At 41.6% G+C, this 15,285-nt stretch carries 19 protein-coding genes; 15 read left to right on the forward strand and 4 right to left on the reverse strand.

Annotated features, from left to right (window positions below; translation table 11 throughout):
* Positions 1-132 precede the first annotated feature (132 nt).
* The 4 genes from HMPREF0556_RS00995 (at position 133) to HMPREF0556_RS01010 (ending at position 2,223) form a co-directional block, all read left to right on the forward strand.
* The gene (locus HMPREF0556_RS00995; RefSeq protein ID WP_040486368.1) at positions 133-696 is read left to right on the forward strand and encodes a maltose acetyltransferase domain-containing protein; all 564 of its coding nucleotides are present in this window, start codon (positions 133-135) and stop codon (positions 694-696) included.
* A 2-nt stretch (positions 697-698) separates the two neighbouring features.
* On the forward strand, positions 699-974 hold the full coding sequence (locus tag HMPREF0556_RS01000; RefSeq protein WP_003754625.1) for a YwdI family protein: 276 nt from the start codon (positions 699-701) through the stop codon (positions 972-974).
* A gap of 9 nt (positions 975-983) precedes the next feature.
* On the forward strand, positions 984-1,361 hold the full coding sequence (locus HMPREF0556_RS01005; protein ID WP_003754627.1) for a DUF423 domain-containing protein: 378 nt from the start codon (positions 984-986) through the stop codon (positions 1,359-1,361).
* Positions 1,362-1,965: 604 nt separating this feature from the next.
* Positions 1,966-2,223: a hypothetical protein gene (locus HMPREF0556_RS01010; RefSeq protein WP_241762092.1), complete on the forward strand. Its 258-nt coding sequence runs from the start codon at positions 1,966-1,968 to the stop codon at positions 2,221-2,223.
* A gap of 242 nt (positions 2,224-2,465) precedes the next feature.
* On the opposite strand, the gene HMPREF0556_RS01015 is transcribed toward HMPREF0556_RS01010, so the two are convergent.
* The gene (locus HMPREF0556_RS01015; protein WP_003754630.1) at positions 2,466-3,206 is read right to left on the reverse strand and encodes an SDR family NAD(P)-dependent oxidoreductase; all 741 of its coding nucleotides are present in this window, start codon (positions 3,204-3,206) and stop codon (positions 2,466-2,468) included.
* Positions 3,207-3,220: 14 nt separating this feature from the next.
* Entirely contained in the window at positions 3,221-4,072 is an 852-nt protein-coding gene (locus HMPREF0556_RS01020) for an oxidoreductase (protein ID WP_003754632.1), read from the reverse strand.
* A gap of 149 nt (positions 4,073-4,221) precedes the next feature.
* On the opposite strand from HMPREF0556_RS01020, the gene HMPREF0556_RS01025 reads away from it, so the two are divergent.
* From HMPREF0556_RS01025 to HMPREF0556_RS01035, 3 genes are all read left to right on the forward strand, one after another.
* A complete protein-coding gene (locus HMPREF0556_RS01025) occupies positions 4,222-4,584 on the forward strand; it encodes a MerR family transcriptional regulator (RefSeq protein ID WP_003754634.1) in 363 nt (120 codons plus the stop codon).
* Positions 4,585-4,687: 103 nt separating this feature from the next.
* On the forward strand, positions 4,688-5,647 hold the full coding sequence (locus tag HMPREF0556_RS01030) for an aldo/keto reductase (protein WP_003754636.1): 960 nt from the start codon (positions 4,688-4,690) through the stop codon (positions 5,645-5,647).
* 64 nt (positions 5,648-5,711) lie between these two features.
* Positions 5,712-6,392, forward strand: coding sequence for a Crp/Fnr family transcriptional regulator (locus tag HMPREF0556_RS01035; protein ID WP_003754637.1), 681 nt, complete (start codon positions 5,712-5,714; stop codon positions 6,390-6,392).
* Between the two features lie 110 nt (positions 6,393-6,502).
* Here the strand turns inward: HMPREF0556_RS01035 and HMPREF0556_RS01040 are convergent, their stop codons facing one another.
* Together HMPREF0556_RS01040 and HMPREF0556_RS01045 are read right to left on the reverse strand one after the other, a co-directional pair.
* Positions 6,503-6,712: a lmo0673 family protein gene (locus HMPREF0556_RS01040; protein WP_003754640.1), complete on the reverse strand. Its 210-nt coding sequence runs from the start codon at positions 6,710-6,712 to the stop codon at positions 6,503-6,505.
* Between the two features lie 18 nt (positions 6,713-6,730).
* Entirely contained in the window at positions 6,731-7,648 is a 918-nt protein-coding gene (locus HMPREF0556_RS01045; protein ID WP_003754642.1) for a DNA-binding domain-containing protein, read from the reverse strand.
* A gap of 325 nt (positions 7,649-7,973) precedes the next feature.
* Here HMPREF0556_RS01045 and HMPREF0556_RS01050 point away from each other — a divergent pair, with 325 nt between their 5' ends.
* From HMPREF0556_RS01050 to HMPREF0556_RS01085, 8 genes are read left to right on the forward strand one after another with little or no spacing between them, the layout of a single operon-like run.
* Entirely contained in the window at positions 7,974-8,288 is a 315-nt protein-coding gene (locus tag HMPREF0556_RS01050) for a hypothetical protein (protein WP_040486371.1), read from the forward strand.
* On the forward strand, positions 8,281-9,048 hold the full coding sequence (locus HMPREF0556_RS01055; protein ID WP_003754646.1) for a flagellar type III secretion system pore protein FliP: 768 nt from the start codon (positions 8,281-8,283) through the stop codon (positions 9,046-9,048). Before HMPREF0556_RS01050 ends, HMPREF0556_RS01055 begins: the two co-directional genes overlap by 8 nt.
* A gap of 12 nt (positions 9,049-9,060) precedes the next feature.
* Positions 9,061-9,333: a flagellar biosynthetic protein FliQ gene (locus HMPREF0556_RS01060; RefSeq protein WP_003754647.1), complete on the forward strand. Its 273-nt coding sequence runs from the start codon at positions 9,061-9,063 to the stop codon at positions 9,331-9,333.
* 2 nt (positions 9,334-9,335) lie between these two features.
* Positions 9,336-10,097: a flagellar biosynthetic protein FliR gene (locus HMPREF0556_RS01065; protein ID WP_003754650.1), complete on the forward strand. Its 762-nt coding sequence runs from the start codon at positions 9,336-9,338 to the stop codon at positions 10,095-10,097.
* Between the two features lie 14 nt (positions 10,098-10,111).
* On the forward strand, positions 10,112-11,158 hold the full coding sequence (flhB, locus tag HMPREF0556_RS01070; RefSeq protein ID WP_003754653.1) for a flagellar type III secretion system protein FlhB: 1,047 nt from the start codon (positions 10,112-10,114) through the stop codon (positions 11,156-11,158).
* Between the two features lie 31 nt (positions 11,159-11,189).
* On the forward strand, positions 11,190-13,277 hold the full coding sequence (locus HMPREF0556_RS01075) for an FHIPEP family type III secretion protein (RefSeq protein WP_003754654.1): 2,088 nt from the start codon (positions 11,190-11,192) through the stop codon (positions 13,275-13,277).
* Positions 13,278-13,279: 2 nt separating this feature from the next.
* Positions 13,280-14,506, forward strand: a complete 1,227-nt coding sequence (locus HMPREF0556_RS01080; protein WP_003754656.1) for a flagellar biosynthesis regulator FlhF — start codon at positions 13,280-13,282, stop codon at positions 14,504-14,506.
* Positions 14,503-15,282: a flagellar hook-basal body complex protein gene (locus HMPREF0556_RS01085; protein ID WP_003754658.1), complete on the forward strand. Its 780-nt coding sequence runs from the start codon at positions 14,503-14,505 to the stop codon at positions 15,280-15,282. Before HMPREF0556_RS01080 ends, HMPREF0556_RS01085 begins: the two co-directional genes overlap by 4 nt.
* Positions 15,283-15,285 lie beyond the last annotated feature (3 nt).

Raw genomic sequence — 15,285 nt, forward strand, 5'->3', positions numbered from 1 at the left:
TTTTTGGCAGAAATTGCACTGACACGCCACTATTTTTAAAAATAAACAGCTGTTTTGAAATCGAAAATATATATTTATAGGAAAGAGTTCGCTATAATAATAGATGAAAATCGAATGGAGGAGGGAGCTACAATGAAAACCGAAAAAGAAAAGATGCTTGCCGGAGAAATGTATGACCCAAGCGCAGAAGAATTGGTTCACGGGAGACATCGAGCACGTAAATTTTGCCGCGAGATCAATGATACGCTCGATAAAAATATACGTACCAACGTTATCAAACGACTATTAGGCGGAACGAAAGAGAATGTCTATATCGAACCGAATTTCCATACAGATTATGGTGACAATATTTATGTCGGCGAAAATTTTTATGCTAATTTTGATTGTGTGATCTTAGATGTCTGCGAAGTCAACATCGGCGATAACTGCATGCTTGCTCCGGGTGTACATATTTATACAGCGACACACCCGCTTGATCCTGCGGAACGCAACAGCGGTTTAGAACTTGGACAGCCGGTCACGATCGGTGATAATGTCTGGATCGGCGGCCGTGCGGTCATTAATCCAGGTGTTACATTAGGAAATAATGTGGTTGTAGGCGCCGGGGCGGTCGTCACCAAAAGCTTTCCTGATAATGTAGTCTTAGTAGGGAATCCTGCACGCGTGATCAAACAAATCGAACAGAAAGGATTGTAAGCGTGGATATTTCAGAACAAACACTTTTCAAAAAAATGGAAATAGAACTGCAGCTAGCCAAAAATGCTTCCACAGCCAAAGATAGAGCGATGCATCTTCATGGCTTAGCAGTTTTGATCGAAGTGATTGAAGGAACTGCCAAAGATACGACTTCGGAGCAGATCATGTTGGAAAAAATGACTGGTGAAACTTCGCAGACTACGAATACCGTTCCGCTTGACGGTAAAAAAATCGAACTGGATGACGGAGCAAATGGCGACTCGCTTTTGGATTTTTAGGAGGTAAACATGAAGAAAACATTGATTTGCGGCGTTATTTTCGCCGGCCTTGCTGTAGCGTTAGGAGCTTTCGGCGCGCATGCCTTAAAACCGATCCTCGGAAGCTATCAGGCAACTTGGGAAACAGCGGTACATTATCAAATGTACCACGCGCTAGCACTGCTATTTCTTGGACTATTAGGCGATCGAAAAGACCAACGTTTTTTAGCTACAGCAAGCTTGCTATTTAGTTTGGGAATCGTTCTTTTCTCAGGAAGCTTATATGTGTTAGCAATCAGTCACATCAAGCTATTAGGTGCAATAACGCCACTTGGAGGAGTCTGTTTTATAGCAGCGTGGGTATTGACGCTCTTAAACGTTATCAAACAAAAAAAATCTTTATTTTAAAGTAATTTAAAAACCGCGCCATCCCGCAGTTTCTTGTATAATATTGCAAGAAAATGTATTTTGTAATATCTTTTTAATAAAAAAAATTACAAAATAGGTTTTAAAGAAAAAAAGCCGGGGTATCTATAAGCATAAGCAATGACATTCCATTACTTTTTCTCCCTTTTTAGTAATGTATTGTCTTTTCTTACCTTAAACTCCCTTTTTAAACCCTTAAACGGATTTTCGTTCGAGGGTCTTTTTTTATGTAGAAATAAGCGTTGCGTTTAGAAATTAGTTTTATAAATGTTTGACAGACTTACAGGTTTTGTACGTATTAATGGTGGCAGGTTAGCAGCAAGTCTTTTTACATGCGCATTTCTAAATGCGGGAGCGGGATGTTTTTCATGCTCTAGATAGAAGCCGACTTTAAGTAAATAGCTTGGATATAGAAGGGATAGACTATTTATTTAGTCTAATAAACTCTCATCATTGGTGTTTTTTTAGAAAACGATTTATGCAATAAATCGTCACTTTGCCACTTCAAATCCTCACAAAATCTCCACAGACATTTATTAAAAGATAGTGTAAAATGAGAATTCAACGAAGAAAAGAGCGCAAACAAATGCAATTAAAGCATCTTATGTACATACTAGCAGCTAGTTTAATGTTATTTTCTGTAAGTGTTCCGGCAACGGTGGCAATAGCAAAAGAACAAACTGCAAGCCCAGCAACAAATCAAACAGACGGTAGCGCACCTTCACCGGGTGGCGGGGTAGGACGGGCACCTGTATCGGGCGGAGGAAATGCGAAACCAGCTCCGAAATCAAAGCCTAAACCTAAACCGGACAAAGGTAAAAGTAGATGGAAAACCATTTATTGAACGTGTTTCAGAATTTGAATAAAATAAACCTCGCTTCGGTGGGGTTTTTATTTTAAAAAGACCCCTACTTCGAAAAATAGTAGAGGTCTTAATTTTCATTTATGCCTAGTTTACCTTAATAATAGTATTCGGAAAGAAGCTTCATAAAATTGCGGATTTTACTGATAAAAATTTTTCATAATAATCAAAACAACCAAATCCGTTCTTCAATTAAGAACGGATTTGGTTGTTAAATCATAGCATTACGCTAAAAATCCTCCATCAACTGCTAGACTGGCGCCGGTAATGTAGGAAGCTTCCTCGGAAAGAAGAAATGCCACAGCTTTTGCGATTTCTTCGCCTTGGCTAATTCGTTTTAGGGGAATGCCGGTTTTTGCTACTGCTTCTGTTCCTTTTAGATCTGCTTGTGTCATTTCTGTATCGATTACCCCGGGTTGCAGTTCATTGACACGTGATCCTTGTGCGCCGTAATCAATAGTAGCTGTTCGGGTAAGCCCTCTAATCGCATGTTTGGCACTAGAGTAATCTGGAGTGGGGCCGCCGCGATCTGCAAAAACACTAGAGATATTTACGATTGCGCCGCCAGCTTTAAGGATCTCTGGAATTTCATATTTCATACTGTAAAAAAGGCTGGAGAGATTGACGCGGATAACTTGGTCCCATTGTTCAATTGTCATATTGGCGATTTTTTCTTTGTATCCGCGCATGCCTGCATTATTTACAGCGTAATGTAAGGTACCAAAGTTATCAACAACGGTCTTGATTGCCTTCTCTAAATCAGAGGGGATACTGACATCTCCTGGAATGGCAATCGCTATTCCGCCCGCTGCTTCGATTTCAAAAACGACTTGATCTAATTTTTCTTTGCGTCTTCCGAAAATGGCTACTTTAGCACCTCTTTCAGCTAACAGCTTTGCAGTAGCTGCGCCCATACCACTACCACCACCGGTAATAAACGCTATTTTATCTTTAAATGGTTGCATCTATATTCCTCCTTTTAATCAAAAGAAACTGATTCACTGAAATTTTTCCATTTTTTCAATTCTTCAATGCGTCCCAAATCATTTTCTAATGCGATTGCGTAAGCATCTGTTCCTAAAGGAAGGCGAAGCGGTGGGGCTGTTGCTTTAGTGACTTCTACAATCACATCTGCCATTTTATCAGGGCTGCCGATCTCAGATCCGGTATGTGTTTCCAGATAATCTGATAATGCTCCGACGGTATTTTTATAATCATCGAGTACTTCATGTTTGACCATGGAAGAGCCTGCCCAATCAGTCCGGATTGCTCCCGGTTCGATAATGGTCACTTTCACACCGAAAGAACTTGCTTCTGTGTTTAAAACTTCTGAAAGGCCTTCGACGCCAAATTTGGATACTTGATAGGCTCCTAAACCCGGACCGCCTTTTCTTCCCCCGATGGAGGAGATTTGAATAACATGACCAGAGCGCTGTTTTCGGAAAATAGGAATGATTTCTTTTGTCACGTTTATTGTGCCCCATAGATCTGTTTCAACTTGTGCACGAAAATCTTCATAGGTTGTTTCTTCTATCGATCCGATGTTGCCATATCCGGCATTGTTCACAACGACATCGATTCGACCGAATTTTTCCATTGTTTTGCTGATTGCTGCTTGTACCTGTTCGATTTTTGTCACATCTAGTGCAATAGGAAGCACATTTTCTCCGTATTTCTGAACAAGAGCTTCCAATGCCTCTGGATTACGAGCGGTCGCAACTACAAGATTTCCGTCTTCTAAGGCTGAACGGGCAATACTATTGCCAAGTCCGCGTGAAGAACCAGTAATAAACCATACTTTTTTTCCATTTTCTATCACCTTTTCATTCATAGATTTGTAATCGTGATTACAAAACTAAGTGTAAATTGTTAGAGTTACTCTAAGTCAAGCGATGAATCTTTTCTGGATATGAGAACGATTGACAAAAGAAATGAGGGTGGGTTAGACTAACTCTAAGTGGAGGAGGGATATTTGTGTTAATGAAAGAAGTCGTGACAAAAACGGGGATCAATGCTTATACAATAAGATACTATGAAAAGGCTGGTTTACTTCGCATTTCTCGAGAGGAAAATGGTATTCGCAATTTCAGCGATGAGGAAGTTTGGCAATTGCAACAATTATCTTATTTTCGGCAGGCTGGCGTTCCGATCAAGGATTTAAAGACAATGTTTAATGGCGAGATGGCGGAAGCAGATATTATCGATATTTTATATAATGCAAAGAAAAAAATCACAGCTGAGTTAGAGGAAATACAAGCAACGCAAAAATACTTGGATCACAAGATTGCTTGGCACGTGAATAAAGGGCCGGAAGTCACTGCCGAGTTGTGTGGCCGAGGCTGATGTTAGGAAATGAAAATTCTCTTGTTTGTAACACCGGTTACCGACGCAGCACCGCTGATGGGCTACAATTATATTTTAAAACTAATATTAAGGGGTGCAGAAAATGAATCAATCAAGAGTGAAAATCGGCATCGGTTGTAGTGGGATGGGGCGAAAAGGGATGGATGATACTGAATCGATCGCGCTGATCCATGAAGCGATGGAGCGCGGGATTCCGCTGCTGGATACGGCAGATTTTTATAATAGTGGTGGGAGTGAGATGACTCTTGGTAAGGCGTTGCATGGAATTGAGCGTAGTCGTTATGAAGTTGCTCTGAAATTTGGGGCATTGATGTCACCGGAAGGAGCGATATATGGTCTAGATGTGCACCCGGATCGAATCAAGAATTATTTGACGCATTCTTTACGGCGAATGAAATTGGATTATGTTGATGTGTTTATGCCAAGTCGTATTGATCTGGCTATCCCAGTGGAAGAAACGATCGGTGCGATCAGTGAACTTGTGGAGGGTGGATATGTTAAGAAGATCGGTTTGACACAAGTGGATGTAGAAACATTGAATCGCGCAGAAAAGATGCATCATATTTCGTATTTGGAGTCGAATTATTCATTATTCAACCGAGAAATCGAAGCAGAACTTATGCCGGCTGCGAGGGAAAATCAGACAGAGATCATTGCGTTTGGGGTGCTGGCACAAGGTTTATTGACCGGTACATTTTCTAGCGAAGCCAACAATTATAATACGCATATCTCGCTTTTTAAATCAGAAAATATCAGAGGTAATCTAAAATTAGTAGAACGTCTTCGGATAATTGCGGATGAAAAGGGAGTAAGCGTTGCGAACCTTGCGATTGCCTGGGTAATGGCAAAAGGAGCAGCTATTCTACCAATTATTGGGATGACAAAACGAAGCCGTCTGCAAGCAGTTATGGATGCTAGTGAGTTATCATTGACGTCTACAGATATAGAACGTATTGAAGCAGCGATCCCGCAAAATCAAATTTTAGGCACGGCTTTCCCAAAAATGCAGTTTGAGAACGGGAAAATTGTTGCGGTGGATTAGTTGCTATTTGAAGAAGTCCAGTCTACTATTTAGGAAAAGCTATTTTTTCTAAGGAGCGAAGAACATGGACATTCTTCAAGCAGTGAAAGAGAGTGAGTTATGTCAAGATTTAACAGCAACACAGTTCGCTGAATTCATAGAAACAATTACGATACATGAATTGAACTATCAAAGTAATGAGATCTTATTTTATACAAGCGAACCTGCCAAACTGTTTCTTTTAATAAATGGAAATGTGACGATTGCCAAAGATACGCTAAATGGAAAACGGATCTTGGGAAAAAGTATTGTAGAAAAAGGAAAAATCATTGGTGATGTTTATTTTGCTTCCAATCGTAATCCATTTTGGGAGTATGGATTGGCGTTAAAACAGACCAAAGTGATCGAGATCGGTCATTTTGATCCGGAGAGCATGAAAACGTTGGATGTCGAGCTGCAAAATCAATTATTAATAAATCTTTTAAAAAGTATTTCCGAAAAGTTTGAATATATCGGGGAAAAAGTGAAAATGGTTTCCGAAACCTCTGTTCGTGCTAAAATCGTGAATTATCTTGTGAACAGGCAGTTGTCAGATGTAAGTATCTTACTTACGGAGACAAGGGAAGAGGTTGCAGACTATTTGGATATCACGCGCCCCTCGTTATCGCGGGAATTGAGCCGGATGCAGAAAGAAGGCATTATTGCGATACAGGGTAAAAAGATGTGGATCATGGATGAGGAAGTATTTGCAAGTTTTATTCAGTAAAAGGAAAGGTCATCTTCAGTTGCTGGTAACGATATCGGAAGTAAAAGGATTTAAGATCAGTAGTTAAAAAAAGCGTAAACTCTATGAGGAAAATAGAGTTTACGCTTTTTTTAATGAATACCGTCGCCAATCAAATACCAAGTGATCAATGCGGTGTTGACCACATAGCTTAAATCAAATTTGGTAAGTTCGACTGCCTTGTCGTTGAAACTTTCTTTGAGTGCTTGTTTTGTCAGTTGCTGAATGGGGACACCATTGATTTTAGCGTCTTCGTCTAAGCGGATCGATTCTCCGCCAACGACATAGATTTCCACATACATTTTCTTGCACCTCACTTCTTAAACGTGCTCTTGATTATTTCTCGAAAATCCTAACTGGTTGAGCTTGACGATCGTTTCTTGGGTAAATAATGGCAATGCTTGGATCTGTTCCAATTCGGTCGCATAAAGGAAAGAACCTAGATCTTGGAGCAATATTTGGTACGTTTCTGCATTGTTTTCATTTTCCTGTCGTAGCTGGAAGTTTTCTTGTTCTAGTTCTTTGTTTTTAGCAAGTAACTCTTGATATTTACGATCTAGTTCTTCTTTTTGAACGGCTAAGGAGGACAAGGAATAAATGCTCTTCAGTAAGTCATACACGTTGTTATCTTCGCCTTGTTGCTCGCTTAGAAGTTGCACATTGCTTTTCACGCCCGATAATAAGTCGAACAGATTCTTCTCTTTGTTTTTATTGAAGCTGATCTTTTCGCGCATCGAGGTGGCAGGTTCTGTACTGACCGCACGGCCGAAGATGTTGGTTTTTCCTTGTGCATTGGAACTTGCTTTTGGTTTTCGCTTTCTTCCCGGCTTGCTTTTCACGATATCTTCGAAGGTAATGAGCTCTTTTTTTAATTTATAATAGGTGTTCTGTAGCTGACTTGGTGTTTTCGGAAAGATGTGTAGATCGTTTAGACTCAGCATTTCAGAAACGTCCAGGACTTTCATGTCATGAGAGATTGCCAACTGATAGCAAGAGTAAAGCAGCTCTAATTCGATTTTCATCCAGCTCAAGTCAGAGTGGATATATTTTTCTATTCCACCTTTTTCTTCGACTTTTTTATAAAAATCAACGAGCTGTTCGTAGATTTCTACAGCACTATCAACATCTATGTTTTGTTTTTTAGCTTCATTTTTTATCGTTTTAATGGAATTTTCCGATTGAGAATCTGCTTGTTTTTTGATTTCAGCTAGTATATTTTTGATTTCTGTTTTAGGCATCTAATCACAAACCTCTCTTATGTTTTTATTAAACCCATTGCTGCTTGTCTATATAATAGCAATAACTGGCGTCAGTGTAAAGTAATCACAATGTTTCTAACGGGGCGCATGGTAAAAAAGCATTAGGTCACAAGTATCATTTTTCCTTTACAAAAAAAATAAAAATGCGAAAGCGCTTCTTATGAGGCGATTTTAGGGAAACTCATTTTTTTATTTTTTAAAAAACTATAGATTTTTTTTGAAATTGGTGTAAAATTTTATATTGCAGGTATAAAAATCTATTTTTTTGAAAAATGAAGGGGTGAAGGTGCGAAAACCAATACACATGGATGGATATATTTTTTCACTAATTAAAATTTTAGTCGTTTTAGGGGCGCTCGCAGGGATCTCCTACTTCTTGGTTAAAAAAAATAGGCAATCCGCTCGTTTACGCAAAAGCGAAAACGGCAAGATCTTGCTGCAAGACACGTTATATGTGTCGAATCAATTGAAAGTACTTCTTCTCGAAGTCGAGGGACAAAAGGTGATGACAGTTATTTCCAATAATAACGTCCAAACAACACCGTTAACTAATAAAGCAAATACAGATGAAAAATTTTCGGAAATGTTATCGAAAGAGGAGCGTAAGGTAAATGTCTAAAGTGAGTTCTGGGACTGTTTTTAAATTCTCCTTTGTTTTTTCATTTGTATTTTTATTACTCGTTTGTTATCCGTTGCGTTATGCAGAAGCGGCTGGATTTCTAAATGATTTTTCAATAAACGGAACGAGTGGCGTCAACTCGAATGTCAGCTTGTTCTTGATTGTTACTTTGTTATCACTTTCGGCATCGATCGTTTTGATGTTTACTCATTTTACTTACTGCATCATCGTTTTAGGTTTGACGAGACAGGGGCTTGGCGCGACTAACTTGCCGCCTAATCAGGTTCTCGTGGGATTAGCACTTTTTTTAGCTATTTTTATGATGCAGCCTGTTGCGAATGAATGGTATCAAGATGTGTGGAAGCCGGGGCAAAAGGAAGAGTGGAAGGCCTCGAAAGTATGGAAAGAGACGCAGCCGATCTTAACGACGTATATTGCTAAAAATACATATCGGCATGACATAAACATGATGCTCAAGGCAGAGGGCAAAAAAGCGGTGGCGAAAAAAGAAGATGCTTCGCTAATGGCATTGATGCCGGCATTTATTCTGACGCAGATCACGCAAGGATTTTTGACCGGAATGTTTATCTATCTGGCCTTTGTCTTTATTGATCTGGTCGTAAGTACGCTCTTGATGTATTTAGGGATGATGATGGTGCCGCCAATGACGATCAGTTTGCCTTTTAAGATCCTCGTCTTTATTTTTATCGGCGGGTACGGCTTGATAACGAATATGATGTTTCAGACAATTCACTTTTAGAGGGAGAATGCAATGAATTTAACGCCAGTCATGGAAGTGTTCCAAAAGTTCTTTTACAGCGGTTTGACGATCATCTTACCAGTTTCGATCGTCTGCCTTGTCGTCGTGATCTTAGTTGCGATCATTATGGCGATGATGCAGATTCAAGATCAATCGCTGACATTTTTACCGAAAATCATTGCGTTTGTGGTGGCGCTGTTTATTCTTGGCCCTTGGATGTTTGGACATATGACGGATCTCATCGTCAGTATCTTTGCTAAAATACCCACTATGATTCAGGTGTAAACATGGAATTTCAGTTTTTATTGGCAACCGTTATTGCATTTAGCCGGATCGCAAGTTTTATTTATTTTTTTCCTTTATTAAAAAGTACCGCAATTCCTAACAGCGTGAAGGTTATTTTCGGATTGGCGCTTTCTTTTCCGGTAGCAGGAATGGTGAAAGTCGGCAATATCCACACGCTGACAGATTTATTGATCCGTGTTTCTGCGGAGGTCGTTTTCGGACTTGCTTTAGCGAAATTGATCGAAATGATCGCGCTGGTTCCTAAAATGGCGGGCTTTATGATCGATTATGATCTAGGATTTTCGCAAGTCAATTTGATTGATCCATCTTATGGCACACAAAACTCGATTACAGCTGCCATTTTAGATACATTTTTTGTGATTGTTTTTCTTTCTTTACAGGGGCTGGATTACCTGATGTTTTACTTACTTAAATCCTTTCAGTTTACTGCCTCGATCCAGATATTGTTTGAGCAAGGCTTTATCCGCCTGCTGATCGCCACGCTTGCTTTTGCGCTTACTTCAGCGGTCTCGCTCGCGCTACCGATCATGGGAAGCATTTTTATCGTCAATATCATTTTAGCGTTTATTTCTAAAAGTGCACCGCAAATCAATATTTTCATGAATGCGTTTATGGTCAAGATCACGCTGGGGATTTTTATTCTGGCATGTGCGGTTCCGGTCATCAGTACGGTGTTTCGACATCTGACAAATGATATGATCCAGCATTATATCTCATTTTTTGATAGTTTACTCAAGAACTAGGGGAGGCGTTGTAGATGGCGAAGGATAATAAAACCGAAAAACCAACGCCTCGCCGTATCAAAAAGGCCAGAGAGGAAGGCAATGTTGCGAAGAGCAAAGAGCTGAATAATGCGTTTTCGCTATTGATCGTTGCGGGGATGATTTTCTTTTTTGGCAAGTGGTGGATCGGCAACATGGTCACTGCATTCAAAGCGCTCTTGGAACAGCCGCCAACTCTCGGCAATGCTTCCAGCTATTCCTTATTTTTCATCTTGCAGTTTGGGAAAGTATTGCTGCCTGTGATGGTGATGGTCTTAGTGATCGGGATCTTGAATTACGCGGTCCAGGTTGGTTTCTTGTTTTCTGCGAAGTCGATCAAACCGCAGTTCAAACGACTCAATCCGGCTAATTACTTCAAGCGGGTCTTCAGCGTAAAAGGAATCGTGGAAGTGGTCAAGGCACTCCTCTTGATAACATTGCTTTCGGCGGTTGCCTATAAAGGTTTCCAAAGTCATTTGCAGACGTTGATCAGCTTTACCGGTCAAAATTGGCTTTACTCGCTTCGGCAGATTTTGCAGTTATTCAAAAATGAGTTTTTAGCACTTTTTCTAATTATTGTCGTGATCGGGCTGCTCGATTTTCTGTATCAGCGCTATGAATATAAAAAAGGGCTGCGGATGTCGAAGCAGGATATCAAAGAAGAAATGAAAGATTCAGAGGGTCGTCCGGAAGTGAAGCAGCGGCAGCGGAGTATTGCTAGAGGACTGCTACAGGGGGCGATCACCAAGAAAATGCTGGATGCGACTTTTGTCGTCAACAACCCGACACACATTTCCGTCGTGATGCGTTATGACAAAGGAAAGGATCATGCGCCGAAGCTGCTTGCTAAGGGAGAAGATGAGCTGGCTTTGTTCATTCGGCAAATCGCAGAAACGGACGGGATCCCGATGATCACGAATAGACAAGTAGCGCGGATGATCTATTATTCGACGAACGAAGAAGAATACATCCAAGAAGATCTGTACGCTGCGGTGATCGAAATAATGAAAGAACTGATGGATAAAGAGCAACTCTCGTTTTGAGAAATAGGCTTGAGAGAAAGAGGATTACTGAATGGGAAATTTAGGGACATTGAAGAAATATTTTGCCATATTAGTTGCGGTATCGTTTGTGATCGCGCTTATCCTACCATTGCCACCAATTGTGATCGACCTTGTTTTGGTCACGATTTTGGCAGTGGCTGTTTTGGTATATATGAGAGCTACAACGATCAGAGACTGGGCGGAATTAAAATCTTTCCCGACATTACTGTTACTAATGGGGATATTTCGTGTTTCTATCAATATTTCAACAACAAGGGCGATCTTAACAACTGGCGATCCGGGACAAGTCATCAAGCAGTTTGGGAACTTTGTGATCGGTAATAATTTCGTAGTCGGAATCGTTATCTTTATCATTTTGATCGTTTTCCAATTTATCGTGGCGAATGGTTCCTCCCGTACTGCAGAAGTGGCGGCGCGTTTTACCTTAGATGCGCTTCCGGGGAAACAAATGGCGATCGATGCGGATCTCAATCAGCGGCTGATCACAGAAGTGGAAGCAAGGCAGAAGCGTTCGGATCTCAATATGCAGACGGAATTTTACGGTGCGATGGATGGTGCCGGTAAATTTGTAAAGGGCGATGTGCTATTTACAGTTTTGCTTGCGGTTGTCAATATCGTCTTCGGTCTGATTGTCGGTATGGTCCAAGGAAATCTCTCTTTCGGCGATGCGGTAGTGAAATATACAGAGCTTACGATCGGGGATGGAATCGTCAGCCAGATTGGTTCGCTTTTAATGGCGATGTCAACGGGTGTGATCGTAACGCGAGTATTTGACGGCGAAGAGGATAACGTTGCGGTCGGCATTTTCAAAGAATTGATGCAGAACGCGATCGTGGTTTACACGCTGGCGGCAATGTTTATTCTCATGGGGATATTCAGCCCGCTGCCGACATTCCCGTTCTTACTGATCGGTGGAGCGCTTGGCGTACTTGGCTTCCGTACACAATCAGCATTGAGCAAGAAAAAGCGGTTGGAAGCAGATATGGAAATGGCACAGCTAAAAGCCGAATCCAAAGCAGCCGAAGAAGAACAGAATCAAGCATTCGGTGCTGCGCAGGAAAAATATCCAGTCGTGGTAGAACTTGGATTGAATATTGCTGCATTGGTTAAACAAAAAATCAATGGCGAAACGGCGAAAGATAAGGTTATCCTGATGCGGAAGTCGATCATGCAGGATCTTGGAATCGGCGTCCCCGGCATCAATTTTAAAGATAATACCAGTTATCGGCCGCGCGGTAAATATGTGATCAAGATCAAAGGCGTGCCGATTGCGGAAGGGATTTTAAAAGCGGGACATTTACTTGCTCTTAAAACTCCGGGTGTGATGGTCGACCTCAACGCAGAACCGACGAAAGATCCGATTTTCGGTGAAGACGGTTACTGGATCTTGCCAGGGGAACTGGAAGATGCACAGCTCAAAAACTACCAAGTACTTGAGCCGCTCAGTATCCTTATCACTCATTTAGACGTTGCACTACGCAAAAATCTGCATGAACTCCTGATGCGTCAGCAAATCAAAGAGCTGATCGATGGTTTGGCAGATGATAATCAGATCCTCATTGATGAGATCAAGAAAAAGGAAATCGATTATTCCCTTATCCAAGGCGTATTGAAACAATTATTAAAAGAAGGTATTTCCGTCCGCGATCTGCCGACTATCATCGAAGGGATTATCGACGGTCAGACCATTTATCCAAATGATTTAGATGGAATCACTTCTTTCGTTCGCGAACGGATCTCGAAAGTCATCTGCGAGCAGGCGAAGAATCAGGACGGCAAAATATACGCTTTGCTACTGCAAGACTCGATCGAACTCGATACCGAGATCGTCACCACTCCCTATTACGGTTACGCGCTCAATTGGGAGCTGGAAAAAGAGATCCCTGTTATGCAGAAAATCAAAGAAACGATCCAAAAAGCACAACTTACTGGCCGCGAACCAGTTGTTCTCACAAGACGAAAAGACTTTCGCTTCGGCTTTGTCCGTGTTTTGGAAAGATATCAGATCGATATCCCGGTACTCGCGATCAGCGAGCTTTCCCCAGAAACGGAAGTAGAACAAATTGCACTGATTGACGGTGCGCAAGGTGGTGGATAAAAATGACAAATCAGCTGATCGAGAAAATCGAAGTATTTAAAGCAGAAACGAAAAAAGAACTGCATAAAAAAATTCGTGAAGCTTCTAGCGGACCTTATAAAATCACAGATGAACGTGTTCGCCGGCTTGGTATTTTCAAAAAGCAATACGAAGTGACAGCAGTCATCACGAAGCAAGTCTCCATTGCGGACGGCAGACAGGATTTTGCCGAAAGGTTAGAAGAAAAGATCCTGCGGGAGCGGCCGAAAGATGCGATGTTGCTCAAAAAGGAAAAACTGTTGGAAATGCTGGCAGCAGGAGCAGAACTTGCTCAGTCAACGCCGCTTTTAGAAGAAAAAAAGATCACCCAGGCAGATTTCGAATCACTACGGGCAGAACTGGCAGCAGCAAACAAACAACTGTCCGAAAAATTATATCAAGAACGCATAGCCAGCAGCGGTTTTGTCCGTTTCTTGAAAAAGATCGGAATCGATAGCAGTTATCATCCCCGCTTTATCAAACAAGTCCAAAAAGAATTAGGAGCAGTCGAAAGTCTGCACGAAGACGACTATCTGCCGTGGCTGAGATTAGCGATCGGAAAATCGATCCCGCCTTATCGGCCCGTCATACTAAAGCAACAACGGATCATTTCGCTGATTGGACAGACAGGCGTAGGAAAAACGACGACATTAGTCAAACTAGGCTGGCAGCTACTAGAACAAGGGGAAACGGTCGGCTTCATTACGACTGATACCTTCCGATCCGGTGCCGTCGAGCAGTTTCAAGGCTATGCCGATAAACTGGAAGCAGAGCTGATCGTGGCAAAGAGTCCGGAAGAGCTGAAAGAAGCAATCGATTATCTTACTTTTGTCAGCGGCGTCGACCATATTTTGATTGATACAGTTGGCAGAAATTATTTCGACGCAGAAACGATTGCAGAATTAGATGCTTATTATCAGATCATTCAACCTGACCTTACGTGCTTCGTATTTAACGCCAATAGTAGTACTGCTGACATTCAATTGATACTAGGCAAACTCGAAAATATTCCGATAGACGGTTTTATTGTTACTAAATTAGATGAAACAGCGCTATTAGGAAATTACTACCGCTTTACGCAAGAATTAACGCAGCCGATTCTGTGGGTCACAGACGGACAAACTATTTCCGAGCATATCCATATGCCAAGTGAACGCTGGGTTACAGATCGCTTGTTGGAAACAGACCACAAGGGAGGTAATGAGGTATGAAAGGACTTTATATCGGCGCAGCTGGAATGATGAACTACATGAAGCACCTCGACGTGCATTCCAATAACATCGCCAATAGTGAAACGGCCGGCTTTAAATTCGACCAGCTGACGAGCCAAGCGATGTCGCGCAAGCAAGTACAGTTTAATCAGGCAGATAGTGCGAAAACGATCGGCAGTGTCGATTATGCCGTGCATCCGAATCAGACATTCGTCAACTTGAAACAGGGCTCCATGCAAGTTACTGGCCGCGATCTGGATTTCTTTCTCCATGATGCCGACTCGGAAGCCGGCAGTAGTTTCTTCGTTGCTGGTAAGGACGGCGAAACCTTTTTGACACGAGGCGGTTCTTTCTATTCCGACCAGAATGGTTTCTTGAAAACAAGCGACGGTGCTAATCTGCTGGCTGAAAACGGTACGGCGATTCAAGTGGGAGCACAGACGAAGATCACTGTCGACACAGCCGGAAATATTCGCCGTGCGGACACTAATGAACTGCTTGGCAAACTACAAACTAAATTTATTGCAGCTGATCAGCGAGGTAATCTCGAAAAAAACGGATTAGGACAACTGACACTCAAGACAGGAACGATTCAAGGGCTTCCTGCTGGCAGGGCGCTGATCCAAAATGGTGTGCTAGAATCTTCTAATGTGGATATGAGCACGGAAATGGTGGAACTGATGGATAATCAGCGCATGGTCCAAGCATCGAGCAATATCATCAAGATGTTTGATACAGTTTACGATAAAGAATCAAGCGGACTACTTAGAAACTAATCT

It is taken from the genome of Listeria grayi DSM 20601, assembly GCF_000148995.1.
GTDB classification, from domain to species: Bacteria; Bacillota; Bacilli; order Lactobacillales; family Listeriaceae; genus Listeria; species Listeria grayi.